The 25,170-nt window shown below is 67.9% G+C and carries 20 protein-coding genes; 10 read left to right on the top strand and 10 right to left on the bottom strand.

What is annotated here, in order from left to right:
* Window positions 1-60: 60 nt before the first annotated feature.
* Window positions 61-1,671 (bottom strand): diguanylate cyclase, encoded by a 1,611-nt coding sequence (locus tag C2U31_RS27605; protein WP_103275718.1) that lies wholly within the window; start codon window positions 1,669-1,671, stop codon window positions 61-63.
* A 309-nt stretch (window positions 1,672-1,980) separates the two neighbouring features.
* Between C2U31_RS27605 and C2U31_RS27600 the strand changes: the two genes are divergently transcribed.
* Window positions 1,981-3,450: an EAL domain-containing protein gene (locus tag C2U31_RS27600; protein WP_233772527.1), complete on the top strand. Its 1,470-nt coding sequence runs from the start codon at window positions 1,981-1,983 to the stop codon at window positions 3,448-3,450.
* Window positions 3,451-3,471: 21 nt separating this feature from the next.
* Here the strand turns inward: C2U31_RS27600 and C2U31_RS27595 are convergent, their stop codons facing one another.
* Both C2U31_RS27595 and C2U31_RS27590 read right to left on the bottom strand, forming a co-directional pair.
* Entirely contained in the window at window positions 3,472-4,251 is a 780-nt protein-coding gene (locus C2U31_RS27595; RefSeq protein ID WP_233772526.1) for a putative nucleotide-diphospho-sugar transferase, read from the bottom strand.
* 302 nt (window positions 4,252-4,553) lie between these two features.
* A complete protein-coding gene (locus tag C2U31_RS27590) occupies window positions 4,554-5,636 on the bottom strand; it encodes an ornithine cyclodeaminase (protein WP_103275716.1) in 1,083 nt (360 codons plus the stop codon).
* Between the two features lie 126 nt (window positions 5,637-5,762).
* Between C2U31_RS27590 and C2U31_RS27585 the strand changes: the two genes are divergently transcribed.
* The 7 genes from C2U31_RS27585 to C2U31_RS27555 all read left to right on the top strand — a co-directional run bounded on the left by C2U31_RS27585 (window position 5,763) and on the right by C2U31_RS27555 (window position 13,202).
* Window positions 5,763-6,188 carry an Lrp/AsnC family transcriptional regulator gene (locus tag C2U31_RS27585; RefSeq protein ID WP_103275715.1) on the top strand — a complete coding sequence of 142 codons (426 nt, stop codon included), beginning with the start codon at window positions 5,763-5,765 and terminating at the stop codon, window positions 6,186-6,188.
* A 187-nt stretch (window positions 6,189-6,375) separates the two neighbouring features.
* Window positions 6,376-7,239, top strand: coding sequence for a hydrolase (locus tag C2U31_RS27580; protein ID WP_103275714.1), 864 nt, complete (start codon window positions 6,376-6,378; stop codon window positions 7,237-7,239).
* 61 nt (window positions 7,240-7,300) lie between these two features.
* Window positions 7,301-8,245: an ABC transporter permease gene (locus tag C2U31_RS27575; RefSeq protein ID WP_103275713.1), complete on the top strand. Its 945-nt coding sequence runs from the start codon at window positions 7,301-7,303 to the stop codon at window positions 8,243-8,245.
* Window positions 8,242-9,063 (top strand): ABC transporter permease, encoded by an 822-nt coding sequence (locus C2U31_RS27570; RefSeq protein WP_103275712.1) that lies wholly within the window; start codon window positions 8,242-8,244, stop codon window positions 9,061-9,063. Before C2U31_RS27575 ends, C2U31_RS27570 begins: the two co-directional genes overlap by 4 nt.
* Window positions 9,060-10,709: an ABC transporter ATP-binding protein gene (locus tag C2U31_RS27565; RefSeq protein ID WP_103275711.1), complete on the top strand. Its 1,650-nt coding sequence runs from the start codon at window positions 9,060-9,062 to the stop codon at window positions 10,707-10,709. Before C2U31_RS27570 ends, C2U31_RS27565 begins: the two co-directional genes overlap by 4 nt.
* 78 nt (window positions 10,710-10,787) lie before the next feature.
* Complete coding sequence (locus C2U31_RS27560; RefSeq protein WP_103275710.1) at window positions 10,788-11,408, top strand: GntR family transcriptional regulator; 621 nt, start codon at window positions 10,788-10,790, stop codon at window positions 11,406-11,408.
* Window positions 11,409-11,642: 234 nt separating this feature from the next.
* Window positions 11,643-13,202: an ABC transporter substrate-binding protein gene (locus C2U31_RS27555; protein ID WP_103275709.1), complete on the top strand. Its 1,560-nt coding sequence runs from the start codon at window positions 11,643-11,645 to the stop codon at window positions 13,200-13,202.
* Window positions 13,203-13,263: 61 nt separating this feature from the next.
* On the opposite strand, the gene C2U31_RS27550 is transcribed toward C2U31_RS27555, so the two are convergent.
* Window positions 13,264-14,475, bottom strand: coding sequence for an MFS transporter (locus C2U31_RS27550; RefSeq protein WP_103275708.1), 1,212 nt, complete (start codon window positions 14,473-14,475; stop codon window positions 13,264-13,266).
* A 145-nt stretch (window positions 14,476-14,620) separates the two neighbouring features.
* Between C2U31_RS27550 and C2U31_RS27545 the strand changes: the two genes are divergently transcribed.
* The gene (locus C2U31_RS27545; protein ID WP_103275707.1) at window positions 14,621-15,508 is read left to right on the top strand and encodes a LysR family transcriptional regulator; all 888 of its coding nucleotides are present in this window, start codon (window positions 14,621-14,623) and stop codon (window positions 15,506-15,508) included.
* Window positions 15,509-15,536: 28 nt separating this feature from the next.
* Here C2U31_RS27545 and C2U31_RS27540 read toward each other — a convergent pair whose 3' ends face one another.
* The 5 genes from C2U31_RS27540 to C2U31_RS27520 form a co-directional block, all read right to left on the bottom strand.
* Window positions 15,537-17,090, bottom strand: a complete 1,554-nt coding sequence (locus C2U31_RS27540) for an ABC transporter substrate-binding protein (RefSeq protein WP_103275706.1) — start codon at window positions 17,088-17,090, stop codon at window positions 15,537-15,539.
* A 26-nt stretch (window positions 17,091-17,116) separates the two neighbouring features.
* Entirely contained in the window at window positions 17,117-18,253 is a 1,137-nt protein-coding gene (locus C2U31_RS27535; RefSeq protein WP_103275705.1) for a C45 family peptidase, read from the bottom strand.
* A gap of 138 nt (window positions 18,254-18,391) precedes the next feature.
* Window positions 18,392-21,736: an autotransporter outer membrane beta-barrel domain-containing protein gene (locus C2U31_RS27530; RefSeq protein ID WP_103275704.1), complete on the bottom strand. Its 3,345-nt coding sequence runs from the start codon at window positions 21,734-21,736 to the stop codon at window positions 18,392-18,394.
* A gap of 210 nt (window positions 21,737-21,946) precedes the next feature.
* Window positions 21,947-22,549, bottom strand: coding sequence for a LysE/ArgO family amino acid transporter (locus C2U31_RS27525; RefSeq protein WP_103275703.1), 603 nt, complete (start codon window positions 22,547-22,549; stop codon window positions 21,947-21,949).
* A 245-nt stretch (window positions 22,550-22,794) separates the two neighbouring features.
* Window positions 22,795-23,016, bottom strand: a complete 222-nt coding sequence (locus C2U31_RS27520; RefSeq protein WP_103275702.1) for a YdcH family protein — start codon at window positions 23,014-23,016, stop codon at window positions 22,795-22,797.
* A 273-nt stretch (window positions 23,017-23,289) separates the two neighbouring features.
* Here C2U31_RS27520 and C2U31_RS27515 point away from each other — a divergent pair, with 273 nt between their 5' ends.
* A complete protein-coding gene (locus tag C2U31_RS27515) occupies window positions 23,290-24,435 on the top strand; it encodes a sterol desaturase family protein (RefSeq protein WP_103275701.1) in 1,146 nt (381 codons plus the stop codon).
* A gap of 27 nt (window positions 24,436-24,462) precedes the next feature.
* Here the strand turns inward: C2U31_RS27515 and C2U31_RS27510 are convergent, their stop codons facing one another.
* A complete protein-coding gene (locus tag C2U31_RS27510) occupies window positions 24,463-25,140 on the bottom strand; it encodes an isochorismatase family protein (RefSeq protein ID WP_103275700.1) in 678 nt (225 codons plus the stop codon).
* Window positions 25,141-25,170 lie beyond the last annotated feature (30 nt).

The raw sequence follows: 25,170 nt of genomic DNA, 5'->3' as shown, positions 1-25,170 counted from the left end.
GCCATGATAGGTACTTGCGGCGGGCTTTTCAAGCTGCGCCGCCTGCGCGCCGCCTGCGCGTCACTCGCCCGTATCGCCGGCGCCCGACGCCGCCGCCCGATGCGGGCGCGTGGCGATCGCGTAGCGGTTGCGGCCGGCGGCCTTGGCCCGGTACAGCGCCTTGTCCGCTGCCTGCAGCAGCCGGTTCAAGGTGTCGCCGTCGTCCGGAAAGACCGCGATGCCGATGGATCCGCTCAGGTCCACGAGTACGCCGGGGTAGGGGGCGGCCAGCGCCGCGTTCAGGTTCCTGGCGACCTGTTCGGCGGCCTCCTGGCCGCCGGCGTCCAGCAGCACCACGAATTCGTCGCCGCCAAAGCGCGACAGCACGTCCGAGCTGCGCAGCGCGCCGCTCATGCGCTCGGCGGCGATCTTCAGGATCTGGTCGCCGGTGCCGTGGCCATAGGTATCGTTCACGATCTTGAAGCGGTCCAGGTCGATCGCCAGGATGGCGACGGAACGCGAGGTGCGCGCCGCCGCCGCCAGCGCGTGTGACGCCAGTTCCGTGAAGAGCACGCGGTTGCACAGCGAGGTCAGCGGATCGTGGTAGGCCAGCCGTTGCGTATCGGACAGCATCTGGCCGGCATGCTGCAATGCGCTGCCCAGCAGGGCTGTTTCGCGATAGCGGGTGGGCGGGACGGGCAGGGTATCGCCTCGGCCCAGGGCGATGGCGGGTTCGATCAGCGCGGTGATGGACGTCCGGATCCGCAGGGCCAGCCGATAGGCCGCCCAGATGCCCATGGCGATGATCGCCAGGCTGACCACCAGGACCCAGATCATGGAGCGCCACAGGTCGGCCTGCAGGGACGAGATGGGCGCGCCGATGGCCACGGCCCACATCCGGTCCCGGCTATGGCTGAAAGCCGTCAGCACCGGCACGCCTTCCTTGGTCGTGCTGTGCAGCGTGCCGTCCTGCTGGCGGCGCACCGCATCGGCCAGCGTCGGCACGGCATGCTGGCCGATATACCGGGCTTCTTCGCGCGTGCGGCCCACGATCAGCGCCTCCTTGTCCAGCGCGGCGGCGACCCATCCCGCCGGCAACGCCTGCCGGCGCAGGATCTGGCTGATGCGCTGTGGCCTGATCTCGGCGAACAGGCCGTACTGGACCTGGCCTTGCAGGGTCACCGGAATCCCGACGGCGATGGTCTGCTCGCCGCGCAGGGCGGTGTTGAACAGGTTCGTGACGACGCCCTGCGGCGATCGGGCCTGCTGCCGGATCGCGTCCGGCAGGACGCTTCTGATCGGGGGGCTGGGATAGGGCGCGCTGCTGTTGGCCACCAGCATGTCGTGGTTGTCCAATAGCACGTAACCATCGACATTCTGCAATTGCAGCGCATCCTGCAGCCGGCGGTGGAAGGCGCCCAGCTTGCCTTGCTGCAGTTCCTCGGACGTCGCCAGTATCCGCAGGCCGGATTCGACGCCGCGCAACTCGCGCTCCAGTTCCGCGACGAGCGTGCGCGCCATGCTGACGGCCGTCTCGTAGACGCGCTCCTTGCGCAGCAGATAGTCCTCGTAGGCGGCCGCCGAGGCCACCAGGATGGTCGGCACGGTACAGGCTATGCCCAGCCAGAGCAGGGCGCGTCGGATGGAGGGCAGCTTTCGAGGCGAGGAATGCTCATCATCGATTGCCGCCATGGCCTTTTTCCTGCAGACAGGGTTCAGTCATCGTGACGGGCATGGTGCGTAGCAGTAATTCGAATTCTGGCTACATGGTTTAATTTCTTTGATAATGATCTGAAAGCTTGCGGTCATAGTCAAACACTTAATCGGGGTGTGCGGTCTATGGGGAAGTTTGTAACAACGCTGGTTTTTGTTATCGGACTTGTCTTCGCTGCAACGGTGCCGATTTACTTTGGGCTTGAACTATCCACGCAATTCGCCATCGAGCGTGCCAAGACGCAGGCCAGGACGCTTTCGACCGCGGTGCTCGCACGCGCGGACCTCGTGTCTTCGCAGCTGCAGGACCTGAGCCAATCGCTGCGCGCGCTGAGTGGAAAGCTGCCCTGTGCCGCCTATGCGCAGTCTGAAATGGGCAAGCGGGTCCTGCAATCCCCGGTGCTGCGCGCCATCGCCTATGCCGACGGAACGCGCATCGTCTGTTCTTCATTGGGACGCACGCTGGACGGCCTGGACCTCGGCCCGCCGGACTTCGTGTCGCTGCAGGGCATGCGCGTATGGCCGGACGTGGCGCTGCCGGCCGCGCCGGAATTGCGGTACATCGCGCTCTCCTTCAACGGCTACACGATATTCCTGAATCGCGGCGACTACGTGAACGCCATGACGCTGCTCGAGCCGTCCGCGACCATCGGCTTGTTCTATCCCGGCGAAACCAACCGCTTTTTCGGCATCGGCTACGTGAAGCCGGAGTGGCTGCAGAGCGCGGCGACCAGACAGGCCGTGGTCGGGGAGCTGTCGGGCACGGTGCTGGCGATCCTGCCGTCCTCGCGGTTCCAGCATGTGGCGGTGGTGGCCATTCCTCCCGAGGCGTATCTGCACGACTTCGCGGGCACGCGATGGGCGGTCGCCGCGGCCGGCGGGATCGCCGGCGTGATGCTGTGCGGCGTGATCCTGTGGCGCAAGCGATGGGCCCGCGACATGCCCCAGCTGCTGCGCCGGGCGATACGGGACCGGGAGTTCCATCTGGTCTACCAGCCCATCGTCGATATCCGGACCAAGCAATGGATAGGCGCGGAGGCGCTGCTGCGATGGAAGCGCCCCTATGGCGCCGAGCCGATGGGGCCGGACATCTTCATACCGGCGGCCGAGCGTTGCGGCCTGTCCGAGGAGATCGCGGCGCTGGTGTTCGATCTGGTGGCCGAGGACCTGCCGGTCATCGAATCGCATGTGCGGGGCTTCTACGTCTCGTTGAACATCTCCGCCAACGAGGTCAAGTCGGGATCGGGCCGGGCGCTGGCCGAAAGGCTGCTGCAGGAGACCGGCCTGCCGCCGTCATGGATCATCATCGAGCTGACCGAGCGGGGGTTGCTCGAGGAGAACGCCAGGGAAACCATAGACGGCATCCGCGCCTTGGGGGTGAAGGTCGCGATCGACGACTTCGGCACGGGCTATTCCAGCCTGGCCTACCTGGGGGCGTTTCCGGTGGATTACCTGAAGCTCGACAAGGTCTTCACGCAAGGGCTCTCCGAAAGAGGCGCCAAGCGCACGGTGGCGATGCAGATCATCGAGCTGGCCAAGTCCCTGGATATCGAAGTGATCGCGGAAGGCGCGGAGACCGAGGAGCACGTCAACGAGGCGGCCGCGCACGGCGTTTCCAAGGTGCAAGGGTGGTACTTCGAGCGCGCCCTGGCGCTGGACAAGCTGCTCGAGGCGCTGCCCGTGAAGGGCGGGCGCGTCCTGCACGAGGACGGGCAGGACGTCGACGAAGCGCAGGCGCGGCGGCATCCCGCCGGCTAGTCGCGCGCCCCTGCTAGTCTGTTAGCGGCCGCGCGCGCCGGTGAACAGAATCTTCTCTATCGTCCGGATCCGGTCGCGGCGCCGCCGTACGTTGCGGCCGGGCTTGCGGAACAGCCCCTTGAGCGGCTTGTTCTCACGGCTGGCCTGCAGGTGTTCGATATAGACCTGCGCCGATGCCGCGTTGTCGATCTTGTCGAAGATCCAGCAATAGGCGACCGGCAGCCGCGCCTGGCGATAGCGCGGTTCGGCGCGCGCGGCATCCTCGGCCAGGATGCGTTCGAGCACGAGCTGGTCCCATTCATCGGGATTGGCGCCGCAAGCCGCCGCCCATTCATCCAGCAGGGTGGCCGCCGCCGGCGTGTCGTTGATGTACAGCGTGCCGCTGAGCAGATGGCCGTCGGGCTCGTGGTACGCGGCGATGTCGCAATCCAGCGCGGCCAGGCTGGGCCAGGGATTGCGATGGAACACCGCGTCCACGTCCACATAGAGCATGGGGCCGCGGTGCTTGCGCCGCATGCCGACCAGCACGCCGGGCTTCATGGCGGCGTTGCGCACCCAGGATCCGGTGGTGTCGATAGCCTGGGCGTCGACGGGAAGCTGGAGCCTTTCAGCGGAGCGGACCAGCCGGTTCTTTTCCGTTTCGTAAATGCTGTCGCGGGTAAAGAAGGCCACCGTCATGCCCATGGCGGCCAGGTCGGCGGGAGATGGCGGGTCGAGTTCAGCCTGGCCGGGAAACTTCGCGACCGAGCGCTGATGTTCCGGCGACCATGGGGACAGTTTGCGTCTGAGCCATTGCAGCATGGGCTTGTCGTGACAATCCGAAATTCATGAGTGTGCCGGCGCGCTCGGGCGGGGGGCGGGCACGCGGGACGTGCGTGCTGTGCGCCGGGCCCACCGTCGAGGCTTGGCTTGCGGTGGCCGAGTATATCGCGCGCCCTCCTGGCGCCTGCGGTGCGGCAATGCACTGGAACATCAGTGCGTGGGCGCCTCGCACGCGCCTCGCACGCGCCTCGACGGCCCGGGATGCCGCATGCCAGGGCCGCGCGGCCGCCAGCCAAGGTGGCTGGCAGGTTCTCCCCGCATCCCGAGGTCGGACGGCCGGACTAGGCGCAGAGCGCGTGGCTGTCGCGGGCCGGCACCGCGACTTCGCCCTGGACCCCGACCGTCCGGCTGGCTTCGACCAGCGCATACAGATCGCGCGGGTCGGCCAGATCGGGTATCAGTCCGGCCGGCTGGCCCAGGCCCAGCTCCCGCGCCGAGTCTGCCAGGTAGCGCAGCGCCGAATAGTCTTCCAGCGCGAAGCCCACGGAATCGAACAGCGTCACCTCGCCCGCGTCGCGGCGGCCCGGCGCCTGTCCGGCCAGCACGCGCCACAGTTCCGTGACGGGGTAGTCGGCGGGCATCTGCTGGATGTCGCCTTCGATGCGGGTCTGCGGCTCGTATTCGACGAAGGTGCTGGCGCGCAGCAGCACGTCGCGGTGCAGCTCGGTCTTGCCGGGACAGTCGCCGCCGACCGCGTTCAGGTGCATGCCGTCTTCCACCATGTCGGCGGTGAGGATGGTGGCGTAGGCCTTGTCCGCCGTGACCGTGGTGACGATGTCGGCGCCGCGCGTCGCTTCGGCCGCGCTGGCGCAGGGCCGCAGGCGCAGGCCGGGAACCCGCGCCAGATTGGCGGCCAGCTTGCGGGTGGCGGCGGGATCCAGGTCGTAGGCGCGGATGTCGTTGATGCCCAGCAGGTGATGGAAGGCCAGGGCCTGGAATTCACTTTGCGCGCCGTTGCCGATCAGCGCCATGCTGCGCGCGCCGGGACGGGCCAGCGCCTGCGCGGCCACGGCGGACATGGCGGCCGTGCGCAGCGCGGTGGTCAGGGTCAGTTCCGACACCAGCAGGGGAATGCCGGTGGCCACGTCGGCCAGCACGCCCAGGGCCATGACGGTGGGCAGGCCGATATGCGGATTCTGCGGATGGCCATTGACATACTTGAAGCTGTAGTAGCGGGCATCGGCCACGGGCATGAGTTCGATCACGCCTAGTCTGGAATGGCTGGCCAGGCGCGCCGATTTGTCGAATTCCGGCCAGCGCAGGAAGTCGGCGCGGATGCGTCCGGCCAGGTCTTCCAGGCAGCGGGGCAGGGTGCGCGTCGCGATGAGCGTGGCGACGTCTTTGGTGGTGAGCAGCGTGCTCATGAGGTGTCTCCTTCTGTACTGATGAAAATTCTGACCAAAGGCGGCGTCAGCCGGAAGCTGCCATTTCGGCAGGAAAACACGTATAAGATTTCACATTGGCGCCAATCGCCTGTCGAAATGACAATAATGGACACACTGGATCAACAATTGCTCAGCCTGTTGCGCGCCGACGCCCGCAGCACGGTGGCCACCCTGGCCAAGAAACTGGGCGTCTCGCGCGGCACGGTGAACAACCGCATCACGCGCCTGGAAGACGCCGGCATCATCGTGGGCTATACGGTGCGGCTGCGGCCGGAATCCGAGCCCAACCGCATCGGCGCCTGGATGAGCATCGCCGTGGACGGCAACGAAACCCGCCGCGTCGTCAGCCTGCTGCTGGGCGACCCCGCCGTGGTGGGCCTGCATGACACCAATGGCCGCTGGGACCTGCTGGCCGAGCTGAGCGTGGCCAATATCGAGGAAATGTCCCAGGCGCTGGACCGCGTCCGGCTCATCAAGGCGATCTCCGCCACCGAGACCAGCATCCACCTCAAGAGCTACAAGCTCGACTGAGCGCGGGCCGCCCGGCAGCGGGCGCCTGGCCCCGATCCCCGTCCTTTTCCCGATTCTTGTTCTACCTAGGGATTTCCCAGCCTTGTGGGACGGGTTTGCTCATTCCTAAAATTGGCGCCAATTTATGTTTCATAATTTCCGCGCCATCGCGGACGGCGGCCTTCGCCGCCGGCCAACCGAGAGAGCCATGCAGTCCAGCGCAGCTACCGCCGTTCCTTCCGACCATGCCCGCGCCCGGGCCATCTATGACCTGGGGCACAGCACCATCTTCGCGGCCCGCAGCGATCCGCGCTTCTCGTACTGCATGTACGTGCCGCCGCATATCGACAGCGCGCGCCATCCGGTGGAACTGGTGGTGGTCATGCACGGCACCGGCCGCGCCTTCGTCGAATACCGCGACGCCTTCGCCGAGTTCGCGCGCTGGAACGATTGCATCGTGCTATGCCCGCTGTTTCCGGTGGGCGTGCTGGGCGATGGCAACCGCGACGGCTTCAAGCAGCTGCATGAAGGCGGGATCCGCTACGACCACGTGCTGCAGGACATGGTGGCCGAGGTCGGCGAGAAGTTCGGCCGGCGCTTCGAGCGCTTCGGCCTGTTCGGCTATTCGGGCGGCGGCCAGTTCGTGAACCGCTACGCCCTGCTGCATCCCGAGACGCTGTGGGCCGTTTCCATCGGCGCGCCGGGCTCGGTCACGCTGCTGGATCCCGAACAGGATTGGTGGGTCGGCGTGCGCGATGCGCAGGCGCGCTTCGGCAAGGCTGTCGACGCCGAGGCGCTGCGCAAGGTGGCCGTGCACATGATCGTGGGCAAGGCCGACCTGGAGACCTGGGAGATCACGCATCGCGAAGGCGGCAAGTTCCACATGCCGGGCGCGAACTCGGCCGGGCTGACCCGTCCGGAACGGCTGGAGTCTCTGCGCCGCTCGTTCGAGGCGGCCGGCGTGCACGCGGTGCTGGACCTGGTGGACAACGTGCCGCACGACGGCCTGAAGTGCGTGCCGCGGGTGCAGGATTTCCTGGCTGCCACGCTGCGCCGGCTGCGCAATGAATAAGGCCGGATCTGTCCGGTGCGTCCGGGCCGTCGCCGGCCGGCGGAACTGAGAGGAGCGAGCCATGCTGCGTTTTGCGCTGTCCCGGATCTTGATGGCCGTGCCCACGCTGCTGATCGTGGCGGTGGCGGTGTTCGTGATGATCCGCCTGATTCCCGGCGACCCCGCCCAGCTGCTGCTGGGCGACCTGGCCACGCCGGCCGCGCTGGCCGACCTGCGGGCGCGGCTGGGACTGGACCAGACCTGGGCCGCCCAGTTCGGCATCTGGTTCTCGAACATGCTGCACGGCGACCTGGGATCGTCGATCAATACCGGCCAGCCCGTGCTGTCGCTGGTATGGGACCGCTTCCTGGTCAGCGGCCGCGTGGTGGTGGTGGCCGTGATCCTGGCCGCGCTGGTGGCGGTGCCGGCCGGCATGATCGCCGCCTGGAAGCAGAACCAGGCAGCCGACCTGGCGCTGGTATCGACGGCCACGCTGCTGGTGTCCATTCCCACGTTCTGGCTCGGCCTGCTGATGCTGATCCTGTTCGGCCTCAAGCTGCAATGGCTGCCGGTGGTCGGCTATGTGTCCGTCGGCGAGGACTGGAAGGCGGGGCTGCTGTATCTGATCATGCCCATCGCCACGCTGTTCCTGCACGAGATCGGCGTGCTCCTGCGCATGGCGCGGGCCAGCACGCTGGAAGTGCTGCGGCTGGACTACATCACGCACGCGCGCGCCAAGGGCCTGCCGGAATCGGCGGTGCTGATGCGCCACGCGTTCCGCAACGCCTTTGGCCCGACCTGGACGCTGATCGGGCTGGTGCTGGGCAATCTGCTGGGCGGCATCGCCGTGGTGGAAACCGTGTTCACCATTCCCGGCCTGGGCCGGCTGCTGGTGGACGCGATCTTTGCCCGCGACTATCCGGTGATCCAGGGCTGCCTGCTGTTCGTGGGCGTGGTCTATGTGGTGGTGAACCTGCTGATCGACCTGTGCTATCCCATTTTCGACCCGAGAGTGACCGCCGAATGAAAAAGAAGATTCCAGCCAACGCGCTGATCGGCGGCCTGATCGTCGGCGTGATGCTCGTGGCCGCCGTCATGGGGGAACTGTGGACGCCGCACGATCCGCTGAAGATCAATTTCGCCGCGCGGCTCAAGCCGCCCGGCGGCGGCTTCCTGCTCGGCACTGACGAGTTCGGGCGCGACGAGCTGTCGCGCCTCCTGGCGGGCGCCAGCAGCAGCGTCTGGATCAGCCTGCTGACGGTGAGCTTCGCCATCGTCGCCGGCACGCTGATCGGCACGCTGACCGGTTTCGTGCGCGGCTGGACCGACCGCATCATCATGGCCTTCAACAACGCCCTGCTGGCCTTTCCGGGCCTGCTGCTGGCGCTGGGACTGCTGGCGGTGGTGGGGGCCAACAAGTACGGCATCATCCTGGCGCTCGGCCTGGCGTACACGCCGTCGGTCACGCGCATCGTGCGCGGCACCGTGCTGTCCCTGCGCGAAAAGGAATTCATCGAATCCTCGCGCGTGCTGGGCAATTCCGAGCTGTACACGATGTGGCGCCACGTGCTGCCGAACTGCATCGCGCCGCTGACGGTGCTGGCCACGTCCATGTTCGGCTGGGTCATCCTGGCCGAGAGCGCGCTGTCCTTCCTGGGCCTGGGTGTGCCGCCGCCCGCGCCGACCTGGGGCAACATGCTGGCCGCCGCAAGGCCGTTCATGGCGCAGGCGTCCTACCTGTCCATCTTCCCGGGGCTGTCCATCGCGCTGGCGCTGCTGGGCATCAACCTGCTGGGCGACGCGGTGCGGGACCGTTTCGATCCGCGCATGAGGGGCGTGCAATGAGCGCACTGGTATCGGTGTCGGGGCTGACCCTGACCGTGGGCGCCGGCGGGCGCGAGATCGTCAGCGACGTGTCCTTCTCGGTCGCGCCGGGCGAGATGGTCGGCATCGTCGGCGAGTCCGGCAGCGGCAAGACCCAGGCGGCGCGCGCCATCATGGGGCTGACGCCCTCGCCCCTCAAGGTGGCGGGCGGTTCGATCCTGTTCGAGGGCGTGGACGTGCCGCGCGCCAGCGCCGCCGCACTGCGCGGGCTGCGCGGGGCGCGCATCGGCATGGTGTTCCAGGAGCCGATGACTTCGCTCAACCCGTCCATGTCCATCGGTCGCCAGCTGGAGGAAGGTCTGAAGTTGCATCGTGACCGCCTGGGCGCGGCCGAGCGGCGCGAACGGGTGCTGGACATGCTGGCGCGCGTGGGCATACGCGATCCCAAGGCGGCGGTCCAGGCCTGGCCGCATGAATTCTCCGGCGGTATGCGCCAGCGCATGATGCTGGCCTCGGTGATGCTGCTGGAGCCTGCGCTGCTGATCGCCGATGAGCCGACGACGGCGCTGGATGCGGTGGTGCAGCGCGATGTGCTGGAACTGATGGTGGCGCTGACCCGCGAGCATCGCACGGCCGTGCTGATGATCAGCCACGACCTGCCCATGGTGGCGCGCTACACCGAACGCATGGTGGTGATGCAGCACGGGCGCGTGCTGGAGGAGGGCGCCACGGCCGCCATCCTGGAGCGGCCCGCCCATCCCTACACGCGCAAGCTGCTGGATGCGATGCCGCGCCGGCAGCCGGCGCGGGCGGTCAACCGGGAGGCGCCCATCGTCGAGGTCAGGAATCTGGTGATCGACTACGCCGGCCGCCAGCGCCTGTTCTCGCGCACCGGCGCCAAGCGCGCGTTGCATGGCATCGACCTGCAGGTGCGGCCGCGCGAGGTGGTGGCGGTGGTGGGCGGGTCCGGCTCGGGCAAGACCACGCTGGGCCGCGCCATCGCCGGGCTGCTGGCGCCGTCGTCCGGCCAGATCCTGTTTCGCGGGGCGGCGGTGGACCGGCGCGCCGCGAGCTGGCGCGACTACCGGCTCAATTGCCAGATGGTGTTCCAGGATCCGTATTCCTCGCTGGATCCGCGCATGACCATCGGCGAACTGGTGGGCGAAGGGCTGCGCATGCTGGGCGGCCTGTCCGCCCAGGACAAGCGCCGGCGCGTGGACGAGGTGCTGGCCGAGGTCGGCCTGGGCTCGGAATACGCCGGCCGCTATCCGCACGAGCTGTCGGGCGGCCAGCGCCAGCGCGTGGCGATCGCGCGGGCGGTGGTGCGGCGGCCGGCCTTCGTGATCGCGGACGAACCGGTGTCGGCGCTGGACGTGACGGTGCGGGCGCAGGTGCTGGACCTGTTCGCCGACCTGCAGGCGCGGCACGGCTTTTCCTGCCTGTTCATCAGCCACGACCTGGGCGTGGTGGAGCAGGTGGCCGATCGCGTGGTGGTCATGCGCGACGGCGCCATCGTCGAGCAGGGCGCGCGCGACGAGGTGTTCGACCGGCCGTGCGAGGACTACACCCGCAAGCTGCTGTCCGCGATCCCGGCGCTGGAGTCCACCCCGTCGGGCGGCGTGCGCCTGCGCTGGCGGCTGGACGAACCGGCGGCGGCCCGGGCCTGACGGGGGAAACGGGGATCGATGTCCGGCGGGGAGTGTGCATAAAATACGCGCTTTGGATTTGATTCTCGGGAGTGGTCCATGCCGAAAGCGGCGGCGACGCAGCCGGGCCTGGTCGACCGTATCGCCCACGACATCCAGTCGGGCGTGTACGGGGCCGGCGCCTGGCTGAAACAGATCGATCTGCAGGAGCGCTACGATTGCACGCGCCTGGAAGTGCGCCGGGCGCTGGACCAGCTCACGGCCAAGCGCCTGATCGCGCACATCCCGAACCGGGGCTACCACGTGTACGCCATGGATCCGGACGTGCACGGGCAGATCCGCGACATCCGCATCCTGCTCGAGACCGGCGCGGCGGCCGACCTGATGCCCAACGTCACCAGCGCCAAGGTGCGCGCGCTGCGCGCGCTGGCCGAGCGCTTCGCCAAGTTGCTGCAGGACGGCACGCTGCTGGAACAGTACGAGGTCAACCTGGCCTTCCACGCGGCGCTGTACGACCTGTGCAGCAACCGCGAACTGGTCGCGCTGATCCAGGAAACCCGCGCGCGCGGGCCGGCGGCGCCGGCCAAGGAATGGGTGACGCGCGCGCGCATCGAGATGTCCGCGCGCGAACATTTCGACATGGTCGACGCGCTCGAGGCGCGCGACGTCAAGCGCCTGCAGAAGATCATCGCGGCGCACGTGGGCCAGGACATTTCCTGAGCGCGGCCGCGAATCGCGGCTTCATTCCCTGATCCGGCGGGCTGTCCCGCCGGCCCGCGGCGGCCATCCGGCAACGGATCGCCGCCGCGACGCTTTCCGGCCTTGCGTTTTTCACCTCCCGCAGCCGCGCTTCAGGGATACTCCCGATGGCGCCGTGATTCGATGCATCCATAATGTGCATCAAATTTTGGCGCCAAAAATGCATGAGCGGCGCCGCAAGCCCCGGAGCCCCACATGCCTCGTCCTTCCCTTTCCCGAACGCTCGCGCTCAGCCTCGCCCTGGCCTGGGCGGGCGCCGCCCAGGCAGCCGTGCTGACCATCGCGCAGCCGGCCGACATCCGCTCCATCAATCCGGGCGTGAACCGCGACAACACCACCGACGGCGTGGTGCTGCACATGGTGGAGGGCCTGGTCGGCTATCGCGAGGATGGCACCGTGGCGCCGCTGCTGGCGCAATCGGTGAGCATGTCGGACGACGGGCTGACCTATACCTTCACGCTGCGCGAGGGGGTGAAGTTCCATAATGGCGCCACGCTGAGTTCCGCCGACGTGCTGTGGAACTGGCAGCGCTACATGGATCCCAGGAGCGACTGGCGTTGCCGCAGCGATTTCGACGGTCGCAACGGCCTGAAGGTGACCGACGTGTCCGCGCCCGACGCGCGCACCGTGGTCATGAAGATCAGCCACCGATCCGCCGTGTTCCTGGATTCGCTGGCGCGCACCGATTGCGGCATGACCGCCATCGTGCACAAGGATTCGGTGGGCGCCGATGGCAATTGGGACAAGCCCATCGGCACCGGCCCCTACCAGTTCAAGGAATGGAAGCGCGGCGAATACGTGCTGCTCACGGCCTTCAAGGATTATGCGCAGCCTCCCGGGGCCGGCGACAAGCCGGACGGCTACGTGGGCGCCAAGCGCGCGCTGGCCGACGAGGTCAGGTTCCTGGTGGTGCCGGACGCGTCCAGCTCCAAGGCGGGGCTGGTGTCCGGCGCCATCGACGCCAGCCAGATCACCAATACCGACGTGGCCGAACTCAAGGGCAATCCCGCCGTGGCCGTCATGACCCCGCACGACGCCACCAAGCACACGCTGCTGTTCCAGACGCAGGATCCGGTGCTCAAGAACGTCAAGCTGCGCCAGGCCATCGCCGCCGCGCTGGATATTCCGCAGGTCGTGGCGGCGGCGTCGGAAGGGCTGGGCGAGCTGAACAACTCCGCCGTCCACACCGGCTCGGCCTACTACAAGGAGGCCGAGAAGCGCGCCTACCGCCATGATCCGGCGCGGGCGCAGCAACTGCTGAAGGAAGCGGGCTACAAGGGCGAGCCCATCGTCATCTACGCCAACAAGCGCGCCCATGTGCCGAGCTACCAGGTCGCCGTGATGGCGCAGGCCATGATGCAGGCCGTGGGCATCAACGCCCGCATCGAAGTGCTGGAGTGGGCCACGCAGCTGGACCGCTACAACACCGGCAAGTACCAGATCAGCTCCTTCACGTTCTCCTCGCGCATCGATCCCGCGCTGAGCTTCGAACAGTTCTCCGGCGACAAGACGGCGCAGCCGCGCAAGGTCTGGGACGATCCGCAGGCGCAGAAGCTGATCGACGAGAGCTTCCTGGAATCCGATCCGGCCAGGCGTCAGGCCCTGTTCGACCAGCTGCATGCGCTGATGCTGGAGCAGACGCCGCTGCTGGTGCTCTACAACGGCGCCGATGCCTGGGCCACTGGCAAGCGCGTGCAAGGCTTCTCGGTCTGGGAGGGCAAGCCGCGCGCCTGGGGCACGTCGATCAAGCCTTGAGCGCGACACGGTGGTCGGCCGCCATGCCGGCCGCCGGCTTGTGGCAGGACGCAGCCCGTCCTCACTGACGCCGGGCGTGGCGCGGCTCCGCCGGAAAGCCATGAGCGCGCGCCGCGCCGGCCAGCAGCAGCGCGGCGATCGCCAGCACCAGCGCGGCCCAGGGCAGGGAGCCGGCGCCGCAGGCGTCCAGCAACAGGCCGCCGACGATGCCGCCGCCCGCGATGGCCACGTTCCAGACGGTGGCCAGGATCGATTGCGCCACGTCGGCACCGGGGCCGGCCGCCTCGGCCGAGGCCGTCTGCAGCAGGGTCGGCGAACCGCCGAACGCCACGCCCCAGGCCGCCACCGCCACATACACCGCTGGCGCATGCGTGCCCGCAAGTCCCAGCGCCAGCACGGCCAGCGCGAAACCGACCAGGCTCAGCAGCACCAGCGCGCGCAGCCGGCGGTCGATCAGCATCCCGCTGGTCCACACGCCGGCCAGCGAGGCCACGCCGAACGTCAGCAGCACCCGATCCGTCTGTCCCGACAGGCCGGCCGGGCCGAGCAGGGGCGCGACATAGGTGTAGAGAATGCTGTGCGCCAGCACCCACAGCACCAGCACGGCCAGCACCGGGCGCAGGCCGGGGCTGCGCAGCACCAGGCCGACGCCCTGCCGTTTGCCGGCCGGCTGCCCCGCGAAATCGGGCACCTTCGCCAGGATCCAGGCCATGACCGCCAGCGTCAGCAGCGAGATCGCGCCGAACGCGCTGCGCCAGCCGAGCGCATCGCCCAGCAGCGTGCCCAGCGGCACGCCCAGCGACAGGGCGATGGGCGCGCCCACGCCGGCGATGGCCAGCGCGCGGCCCTTGAGCGGATCGGCCACCAGCCGGCGCGCATAGCCGGCCAGCATGCCCCAGATCAGGCCGCCCGCCATGCCGGCCAGGAAACGCGCGGCCAGGGCCGCGATGTAGCTGTCGGTCAGCGCCGTCAGCGTGTTGAAGATCAGGATCGCGGCCAGCGCCGCGAGCAGCAGCGGGCGGCGACGCCAGCCCTGCGTGGCTGTCGTCAGCGGCACGGCGGCGGCCACCGAGCCGATGGCGTACAGCGTCACGAACTGGCCCGCCAGCGTTTCCGATATGCCCATGCCCGCGCTGATGCGCAGCAACATGCCGGCGGGCAGGGTCTCGGTCAGCAGGGCCAGGAAGCCGGTCATCGCCAGCGCCAGCAGCGCGGCCAGCGGCAGCTTGTCCGCCTCGGGATGCGCGGCGGTCCGCGCTGTCATCGTCGTCATGTTCTCGTCCTTTCATCGGGGGCAGGCGTGCCGGAAGGCGGCAGGCCCATCGCTGGGACGCAGTGTGGAGGAAGCCCGATAAATGAAAAACAGGCTAAAGTTTCAAACACTCATGACTCTGTAGTCATGAATGGGGCGGGCAAGCATGGACAACATCAGCGCGCTGCACGTGTTCGTCCGTGCCGCGGATGCGCGCAGCTTCACGGCGGCGGGGCAGCAACTGGGCATTTCGGCATCAGCCGTCAGCAAGGCCATCGTGCGGCTGGAGGAACGGCTGGGCGTGCGCCTGTTCCACCGCTCCACCCGCACGATCAATCCGACGCCGGAAGGCGCGCTGTTCCTGGAGCGCTGCCGCCGCATCCTGCACGAAATGGAGGCCGCCGAGGCGGAGCTGCTGCAGACCCGCAGCGAGCCGCGCGGCAAGCTGCGCATCAGCCTGCCGTCGGTGGGCACGCTCTTCATGCCCAAGCTGGGGGAGTTCAAGCGCAGCCATCCGGGCATCGAGCTGGACATCGATTACTCGGACCGGCTGGTGGATGTGATCGAAGAGGGTTTCGACGCCGTCATCCGCAGCGGCGAGCCCGGCGATTCGCGCCTGACGGCCAGGCGGCTGGGCGCCTGTCGCAAGGTGATCGTGGGCGCGCCCGCCTATTTCGAGGCGGCGGGCTGGCCGCGCGAGCCCCAGGACCTGACGCGTCATGCCTGCCTGCTGTACCGCTTTCCCAGCACCGGCAAGCTGGATGTCTGGCCGCTGGGCCGCGCGCCGGACGAGCCGGCGCTGGAACTGCCCGCCAGCATGGTGACCAATACGCTGGACCCGCAGGTCTGCTTCGCCGAGCAGGGCCTGGGCATCGCCTGCGTGCCCGAGATCGCCGTGCGCGAGCAACTGCGGCAGGGCAGGCTGGTCACGGTGCTGGACGACTACAACAAGCGCGAGATGGTCTTTCACGTGCTGTGGCCGTCCAGCCGGCAGCTGTCGCCCAAGATCCGGGCTTTCGTGGATTTCGTCGCGGCGGAGTTGTTCGCCGGCTGAGCGGCGCGTCGAGACGCCGCCCGGCGGGCTAGGAGCCGCTGCGCTCCACTTCCCAGGCGCGCGGCTTCTTTACCGCCCAGGGCCGGTAGCCCTTGATGTCGCTGCGGAAGGCGCCGATGTCCAGGCCGTTGTACAGCGGAATCGAGGGCGCGTCGGCCAGGAACAGGCGGTGCAGCTGATCGAAGATCGCCTGCCGCTTGCCGTGGTCGGTCTCCGCCGAGGCGGCCTCGATCAGCCTGGCGGCCTCGGGGTTGTCCCAGACCTTGCGCGGCTGCTTGGCCTTGTCGCCGGTCACCATCTCGTAGTTCAGCGCGGCGTCGAGCCGGGCCGAGTAGGGGAAGGTCATCAGCTGGTAGTTGCCGGCGTTGTAGCGGTCCAGCTGGGCGGCCCATTCCAGCACCGACAGCCTGGCGTTGAATCCGGCCGCCTGCAGCATGGCCTGCACGATGACGGCCGAGTTGTAGGACTGCGGATAGCGCTTGGTCGTCAGGATGGTCAGCTCCTGGCCCTTGTAGCCGGCATCGCGCGCCAGCCTGGCGGCCAGCGCGGGATCGTATTGCCAGCCTTGGCGCTGCGCCGCGCCGTGATAGGACGACACCAGGGGCACGATCGAATTATTGGGCTGGGCCAGGCCTTCGGTCACGGCGGCGGCCAGCTGCGCGTAATCGATGGCGTGCGCCAGCGCCTGCCGCAGGCGCGGATCGGCCAGCAGGGGATCGCGGGTCTGCATCAGCAGCGCCGTCATGCTCATCACGGGCGCGTAGGCGACGCGCACATTGGGATCCTGCCGCAGCACTGGCACGTCGCTGTTGGACAGGTCCTCGATGATGTCGATGTCGCCGCGCTGCAGGGCGGCCTTGGCGGTGGAATCGTCCGGCACGATCACGAAGCGCGCTTCGTCGACCAGCGGTCTTTTGGAACCCGTATAGCCGTCGGGCTTGCCGTCGCGGTTGGCGTAGCCGGCGTAGCGCGCCAGACGGATGTACTCGCCGCGTTTCCATTCGGTCAGCATGAAGGGGCCGGTGCCGATGGGCTTGTCCCAGGCGCCGTCCGGCTTGACCGAGTCCCGGTGCACGATGCCCGTGCCGCCGCAGTCGGTGCGCGCCAGCGTGGCCAGGAACAGGCTGCTGGGGCGCTCCAGCCTGTACACCACCGTGCGCGGATCCGGCGCCTGCACCGACAGCACCTTGACCGCGCCGCGGCCGTCGAATTCGCTGGCGCAGCGCCAGCCGGTGGCGGGCGCGGTGTCGCGCTGCCAGGACCAGAGCACGTCGGCGGACGTCAGCGGCGCGCCGTTGTGGAACCGGATGCCGTCACGCAGCGTGAAGGTGTAGGTCGTGCCGTCGGGGCTGATGTCCACCGACTGCGCCAGCAGGGGGCGGACCTCGGCGTCCTCGCCGTAGGCCACCAGGCCTTCGACGATGTGCAGCACGACCGCGTCGCTGTTGCTGTCGCGGTTGACGCCGGGCTCGGTGGAGCGGATATCGGCGGTGAGCGAGATGCGCAGCGGCGCGGCGGCCTGGGCCGTGCCGGCCAGGGCCAGCGAGGCCGCCAGCGCGGCGCTGGACAGGATGGTCTTCATGGGCGGGTTTCCGATGGTGGCCGCGTTCAGGCGGCGGGCAGCAGCTGGGGTTCGTCCTGCAGGCTGTAGCGCGTGAAGACGCGGTTCAGCGCGGGCAGCGGGGCCACCTCCATCAGTCCGGCGGCGGGTTCCATCACCACCATCGCCACCGTGGCCGACAGATTGTCGTGGCTGCCGGGGCGCGGCGGGCGGCACACGGAATACGGCGCGCCGAAGTCGTCGAACAGCGCGCGCTTGAGATCTTCGCGCGTCAGCGTGGCCGCCTCGTTCAGCAGCCGGCGCACGCGCCAGTCGCGGTAGGCGCTTTCGGGCGTGCTGGCGCGGCCGGTGTCGCGCAGCTTGCCCAGGGCGACTTCGCTGACCCAGTGGTTGGCATGGACGATCAGGTCGTCCGCGCCGGGATAGATCGGGAAGGCCTCGTCGGTGGTGCATTCGTAGTCCACGCCGAAACCGGCCGCCATGCCCAGCATGATGTTGTTGGAGCAGGATTTCGGCGTGGTGCTGACCGCCTTGATGGCCAGCGCGAAATGCTCCTGTTCTAGCACCTTGCGGCGGATCAGCGACAGCGGCACGCCGAGCTGCTGGAAGTCGCGGTCCGATTCCAGGTAGTTGGCGGTGATGGAGATGCCGGCGCCGTTCAGGCCGCTGCGCGCCAGGCCGCCGGCCTCGACGAAGGTGAGAATGTCCGGGCCGTTGTCGTTGCGCACGCGCAGCACGATCGCGGTGTCGGCGCATTCGGCGCGCCAGTCCCAGTTCTGGCCGTGGATCAGCCGGCCGTTGGCCGAGCGCGAGGGCAGGATCAGCGCACCGGTGCAGCCGTCGCCCGGCTCCAGCTCGGCCGCTTTTTTCTTTTCGGCGCGGGCCTTGGCGATCACTTCGGTGCGCGCGTTGATCATGACCACGTCTTCGAACGTCACGCCGGCGCCGGCGGCGATGCCGCGCATTTCCTCCAGGTAGTGCGGCGCGAATTGCTCGATCTCGCGCGCGAAGCCCTGGATCAGCCGGCCGCGCGCCATGGCGTCGTAGCCCAGCGAGACCAGGGTCTGGCCGTACATGGCGGCGCTCTTGCGGACGCGGTCCGCCGCCTGCTGTCCATAGGAAAGGCCGCGCGCCTCGGGCGCGCCCGATACGGATACGAAGGGGAACTGCGTGATCTGGGTCATGGGCGTGGGGCGGCGTCGGGCGCCGCGAAGCTTGGGGAAACGGATGGGTTTTGGCAAAAATATAAATCTATTTTGGCGCCAAAAATACCAGGGGTTTACCCAAGTTGGCGGCGCGCCGCGTCGCGCCGCCAACGGAAACTACCAGCGATAGCTGACGTTCAGCATGCCGCCGTAGCCACGCTGGCCGCCGCTGCCGAGCTGGCCGATGGCCTGGGCCGAGACCTGCACATTGCGTCCGATCTGCCCTTGCGCGCCGAGCTTGAGTTCGAGCGCGTTGCGAGACGGGGCCGTGTCCAGCGTGTTGGCGCCCATGCGCACGGACGGGGTGCCGGGCGAGTGGACCCAGTTGGCTTCCAGGAACGGCCGGATCTTCGGTTGCGGCGCATCGGGCGCGGCCTTGGGATAGATGCGCACGCCGGCGCGGGTGGTGACGGCGTTGCGCTTGCCGCTTTGCATGCGCGTGCCCTGCAGCGTGGCGTCCTGGGCCTTGTAGTGGTTGTAGAGCAGTTGGGCCTTGGGCTCCACCACGAGATCGGCCAGCGCCGATCCGGCGACGAAGGGCCGCAAGGCGTAGCCGGTTTCCAGCGAGGCGGACCAGACGTCGGCGTCGTAGCGCACGGCGCCCAGGTCGCTGCTGATGCGGTTGTCGTAGCGGCCGTATTGCAGCCAGGCGTCGGCGTAGGCACCCAGGCGGGTGGCGTCGTTGGCGTAGGCGGTGGCGTACAGGCCGACCGAGTAGCCGGAGACCTTGCCGCGTGCGCGGGTCTGAACGGTCTGGCCGGAGCCAGGCAGGCGCAGCGTGGCGTCCGAGCGCGTGCGGGCATCGCCGTAGCCGGCCATCAGGCCGGCTTGCAGCGTGCCGGCGCTGCCCAGGCGGGTGCGCAATACGTCGCCGCCGATCTGGAGCAAGGTGCTGTCGGTGTCGACCTCGACCTTGCCCTCGGCCATGCGCAGGCCGCCGTCGTGGCGGCCCAGGACGCGGGTCCAGAGGCGGCCGCCGTCGCCGCCAGCGTCGGGGACGGCGACGCGGTCGCGCAGGCCGTGCGAGAACAGGTTCATGGCGGCGCGCTGGTTGCCGGCGTAGGCGCCGGTTTCCGGCGACACGTTCCTGAAACCGGACGGATCGACTTCCGGCGGCGCGACCGGGTCGGTGGGCGTGACGGGGCCGGTCGGATCGGTGGGGCCGGTCGGATCAGTCGGGTCTATGGGGTCGAGGGGATCGGTCGGCCCCGGCGGCGTGGTGGGGTCGGTGTATTCCGAGGTCAGGTACCAGTCGTCGGCCACGCCACCGTTGCCGCCGCGCACCAGGCTGTAGTCATAGCCGTTGAGGGCGACGGTGCCGATGCTGGCGCGGTAGCCGGTGGAGCCGGCGTCCAGGTGGAAGGCGTCGCTGGCGGTGACGCCGCCGTTGATGGTTTCCACCACGCGGATGCCCAGCGTGGTCTGGCCGCCGACGCCGCCGGCGTTGATGACGCGCAATCCCGTGTTGCCGGTGGCCGCGCCGCCATCGATCACGAGCCGGTCGGTGGGCGAGTTGTCGTCGCCGAGCCGGGTGTTGATCGACAGCGTGCCGCCGCCTTCGTAGTTCTCGACCGTCAGGGTCTTGAACGCGCCGGAACTTGGCGACGCGAAGGCCACGGTGCCGGCGTTCTTGAGCGTGCCCAAGGTGGAGTCGCCGCGCACGTTCCAGACGCTGCTGTCGTCCAGCGCGAGGCTGTTGACGCGTCCGTTTCCGCGCTGCCAGACGGCGCCGGTGAGCGTGGAGCCGTTCGTGAGATCCATGTCCAGCGCGCCGCTTTCGATCAACACATCGCCGGTCAGCGCCGAGGCGCTGGCGTCAAGGAGGATCTGGCCGGTTTCGACCGTGGTGGTGACGCCGCCGGACGTCACATCGATGGAGCGCGCGTATAGCAGCATGCCATCGTCAGTGCTGCCGTCCCTGCGCGCCGTGATGTCGGCGCGGTCCAGCGTGATCCGGTGGCTGCCGCCGCTCACCAGCAGGCCCACCGCGTCTTGCGTGTCGATGCGCGAGCCATTGCCCAGGCTAAGCGTGTTGTTGACGCTGGCGGCGGTTCCATAGGTCCAGATGCCGCGTGCGTCGGCGCCGGCGGTCTCGATGCGGGTGCTGTCCAGCGAGACGGCCGTGTTGTTGCTCATGGCCAGGCCGTGGGCGCTGTTGCCTTGTGTCGTGATGGCGGTGCCCCATGTCCGGATGCCGCTGCCGCCGCCGCTGGCGAACAGGCCATGCGCGGTCGTGCCGGAAGTGTCGATGGTCGAGTCGCGCAGCACGATGTTCGCGCCGCGCAGGCGGGCCAGGGCGCCTACGGCAAGGTCGCCGTGGGTCCGGATCGTGGTGTTGCTCGCCTCGATGGTGCCGCCGCTGCCTTCGTCTATCGACATGTACAGTGCGTGGCCGTTCTTGCCCTGCGTGGTGATGGCGCTGTCCGTCAGGACGACGTTGCCGGCGCGGCTGTCGATGCCGATGAGTCCGGATTCCAGCGTGAGCCGGTTGGCGGTCAGCTGGTTGCCGAGCGCGGGCATCCAGATGCCGGTGCTGTACGCGCCCACGGACTTGAGGATGACGTTGTCCAGGGTGGCGGACGTGTTCTCGGCGTTGATGTTGATGCCTATGCCGGTTTCGGTGCGCAGCGATGCGTCGCGGATGGTGGCGTTGGCGTTGCCGTTCGAACCCAGGTAGACCGCGCCACCCTGGGACGATACCGAGCCGCCGGTCATGGTCAGCGTGCCGCCGCTGACGGTGATGCCCACCGCCTGCTTCGTGCTTACGTCGGTGTTGTCGAGCGTGACGACGCTGTCGGCATTGAAGATCTCGATGCCCGTGCCGCCGCCCAGGCTCGAGATCTTGCTGTCGGTCAGCTCGACGCGCGCGCCCTGGTAAACCTGGACTCCGGTGGAGATCCAGGAGGTGTCCGCGGACGAGATCGTCGTGCCATCTACTTTGACGAGCGTGCCCGCGCCGGACGCGTCGATGCCATTCGCGCCAATGCCCGCTGTTTCGATGCTGCCGCCTTGCAGCGTGACCTGCGCGCCGGATTCGGCCTTAAGGCCGTGCGAATGGTCCCCGATAGTGCTCAACGTGGTGTCGAAGGCGCTGATGGAACTGCCCGCGCCCGTGACCGACAGCGCATGGGAGTTCTGGCCCGCTCCCACGCTCGAGACGCTGCTGTCGGTCAACGTGGCCGCGCCGCCCGCGCTGACGCGCAGGCCGACGCTGGACTTGTTCGTGGTGTTGGGGTCGCCCGCGGTGATGACGGCCCGGTCCGCGTTCAGGCTGTTGCCCGCGATGGAAATGTCGATCGCCGCGCCGGCGCCGGCATGGGTGACGGTATCGCCCGGATTCAGGACGATGGTGGTGGCGCCCGCGGGGTCGTTGACGGTGATCTGTCCGTGCTCGACAGCCAGGACCACGCTGGGCAGGGTGACGAGCAGCCCCGCCATGATCGGATTGATACGAAACGGCATGTAGGGATTCCTTGTCCCATTGGGGAAGGAACGCCAGCGCAGCAGGGACGCGATTGCCTATGCCGATATGACCTTGAATTCCTTCAGGAATGGGAAGCGCATGTGGTGGAGCGATTCATGATGGACGGGGCAAGGGGGGAGATATATGAGACGATTCTCAAAGAGCTAGTACTATTGCTTCATAGTGATCAGTGTGGGTTCTATCTAAATTCAGATAAGCAGTCCCAGACCGATACAGAACATCGCCACGGCCACCAGCAGGTCCAGCACCCGCCAGGCCTTCGGTTGCGCGAAGAGCGGCCGCAGCAGGCGCGCGCCATAGCCCAGTGTGAAGAAGAACAGGAACGAGGCCGAGATGGCGCCCAGGGCGAAGGCGGTTTTCTGCCCTTCGTATTGGCTGGAAATCGAACCCAGCAGCACCACGGTATCCAGATAGACGTGCGGATTGAGCCAGGTGAAGGCCAGGCAGGTGGCGAGCGCGGTCCAGAGGCCCGCCGCCTGATTCTCGGACGGCGTCAGGCTGTCGTGATGGCAGCGCAGCGCGGCGCGCAGGCTGCGGGCGGCATACAGGAACAGGAACGCGGCGCCGCCGTAACGCATCGCGGTTTCCAGCCACGGCAGCGCCGCGACCGCCGCGCCGAAGCCCGCGACGCCGGCGGCGATCAGGATCGCGTCGGACAAGGCGCAGGTCAGGCTCACGGCGAACACGTACTGCTGGCGCAGTCCCTGGCGCAGCACGAAGGCGTTCTGCGCGCCGATGGCCAGGATCAGGCTCAGGCCAAGCAGGAAGCCGGGAAGAAAAGCGTGGGTCATATCGCACCTGTGGGAAAGGGCGACAGACTATCGATGCGAGATGGATTAGAAAATCTAAATATCCTAATCCATGATTAGTGTGGCTTACTTATCGGAGAGATGGGACGCGTGGCGGCGCGGGCACGGCTTGCGGCCCAAGTGAAACGCCCCGCGCTTGCGCGGCGTCGCGCAGGTCGGGGCGAGCGAATCAGGAGAGGAAAGGAGGGCCGGGCATGGATCGTGCCCGGCGCGGGGCGTGAAGCCGCTCAGGCGTGTCCGTCGGCGGCCCGAAGCATGCCGTAGAGCTTGTCCTTCAGTTGCAGCTTTTCCTTCTTGAGCACTTCCACGTCGTTGCCGGACGCCGGGACGATGCCGGCCTCCATGTTCTGGATCTGCTGGTCCAGCGCATTGTGCCGCTGGAACAGCGCCGAGAAATGGGCGTTCTCGGATTTCAGCTGGGTAATGAGTTGACGGTATTCAGGGAACATATGACGGCCTCTCTGCTGGGTCCGGGTCAGGGAAAAACGCGAGCCCCCAGGAGGGCGCGCGAGAGCTTTGGAAGTGTCCGTTCCATGACAGCGCAACCGGCAATCCTTGTCAATCTTGCGGGTATCCGCCAGTTTTATCGGACTTGACCCGCCGCAAGCCGGCGCTTGATCGGGCTGGGGGGCAGATATGCACGCGTATTCTCACGTTTGCTTACATTGACTGGCGGTCCCGGCGATACACTCGCAGCCCCGTGGAGTCGTCATCGGAATGAAATGAAACAGCGCGCGCCCATCTATCGCCAGATCTGGGAATTGTTCAGGCAGGACGGGCACATCCGTCCCGGCACCGGCATGATCAGCGGCGTGATCGCGCTGTTCCTGGCGATCCTGGCGGTGCTGGGCGTGCTGGCGTTTCATTTCCCGGCCTATCTCACCACGCCCGAGCTGCGCGCCTTCTATTCCGTGGACGCGATGCGCGCGCTGCTGTTCGGCGCGCTGCTGGTCTCGGGCACCATCGCGCTGGCCAATATCGTTCTCGGCCGCCAGCGCTGGCTCAACATCGCCGCCTTCGCCCTGGTATGCGGCGCCGTGGCCGCCGGCGGCAGCCAGGTCGTGGTGACCACCTCCAACACCGGCCACCATCCCTACCTGGGCCTGGACTGGTTCATCCTGGACCTGCTGGCCTCCAGCACCGTCTTCATCATCTTCGAGAAGCTGTTCCCGCTGTATGACGGCCAGCCCGTGTTCCGCACGGAATGGCAGGTGGACATGAAGCACTTCCTGTTCAACCACCTGTCGGTCGGCGCGGTGCTGCTGTGCATCAACTTCTTCGTGCACCGGCTGTTCTCCTGGGCCGCGTATGAGCCGCTGCAGCAGGCCATCGCCGGCCTGCCCTACGCGCTGGAGCTGTTCCTGGCGGTGCTGGTGGCGGACCTGGTGCAGTACGCGGCGCACCGGGCCTATCACGAGGTGCCGTTCCTGTGGCGCATCCATGCGGTGCACCACAGCACCCGCACACTGGACTGGCTGGCCGGATCGCGGCTGCACATCGTCGAGCTGCTGATCACGCGCGTGGCGGTGCTGGGCGTGCTGTTCGCGCTGGGCTTTTCCAAGCCGGTGCTGGATGCCTACATCATCATCGTCGGTTTCCAGGCGGTGCTCATCCACTCCAACGTCAAGCTGCCCTGGGGCTGGCTGCGCTACATCATCGTGACGCCGGACTTCCACCACTGGCATCACTCGTCGGACAACGAGGCCATCGACCGCAACTACGCGGCGCACCTGTCCTTCATCGACTACCTGTTCGGCACCGCCGTGCGCGGCGTGAGCCGGCGCCTGCCGGAGAACTACGGCATCCTGGACAACGACATGCCGGGCACGTTCCTGGCGCAGCAGGCCTATCCCTTCCGCAAGAAATAGGCCCGGCCGCGCCGCCGGGATGCGGGCTCAGCGCTGGGAATCCAGCGCCTCGTTGTTGCGCGCCACGTCCTGCGCCTTGGCGTGGCTTTCGATCAGCAGCTGGTAGGCGGGGAAGATCCGGGTATAGACCTGCGCCCACTGGGCCGCGTCCTCGCGATTCCAGGTGCGTTGCAGTTCCGAGGCCACGGCGGCCGTGTCCATCGGCACCACGCCGGCCTGGACGATGCGCGCCAGCGTGATCTCCTGCGCCATCTTGCTGTAGGTGCCCGAGGCGTCCACCACGGCGAACACGCGGTAGCCATCGGCGACCGCGCTGATCGACGGAAAGGCCATGCAGACGCTGGTGATGGTGCCGGCGATGATCAGGGTCTTGCGGCCCGTGGCCTTGACCGCCGCGACGAATTCCGGGTTGTCCCAGGCATTGATCTCGCCCCGGCGCGCGACGTATTGCGCGTGGGGCGCGTTGTCGTGGATCTCTGGAATCAATGGGCCGTTCGGGCCTTGCGGCACCGAGGCCGTGGTGATGACGGGCATCTTGCTCAGCGTGGCCATGCTGGCCAGGGCGGCGGCGCGGGCGCGCAGCTCGGGCATGGGCATGTCGCCCACGGTCTGGAACAGGCCGCTCTGGTGGTCGATGAGCAGCATGGCGGCGTCGTCGGGATCGATCACGGGGCGCTGGCCGTTGAAGTTGGCGGGGGTGGTCATGGCGGACTCCGAAAAGAAGAATGAGGCTTC

Source organism: Achromobacter sp. AONIH1 (genome assembly GCF_002902905.1).
Lineage (GTDB): Bacteria > Pseudomonadota > Gammaproteobacteria > Burkholderiales > Burkholderiaceae_B > Achromobacter.
Note: the sequence above shows the minus strand (reverse complement) of the source record. Positions and strands in the feature narration are given on the sequence as shown.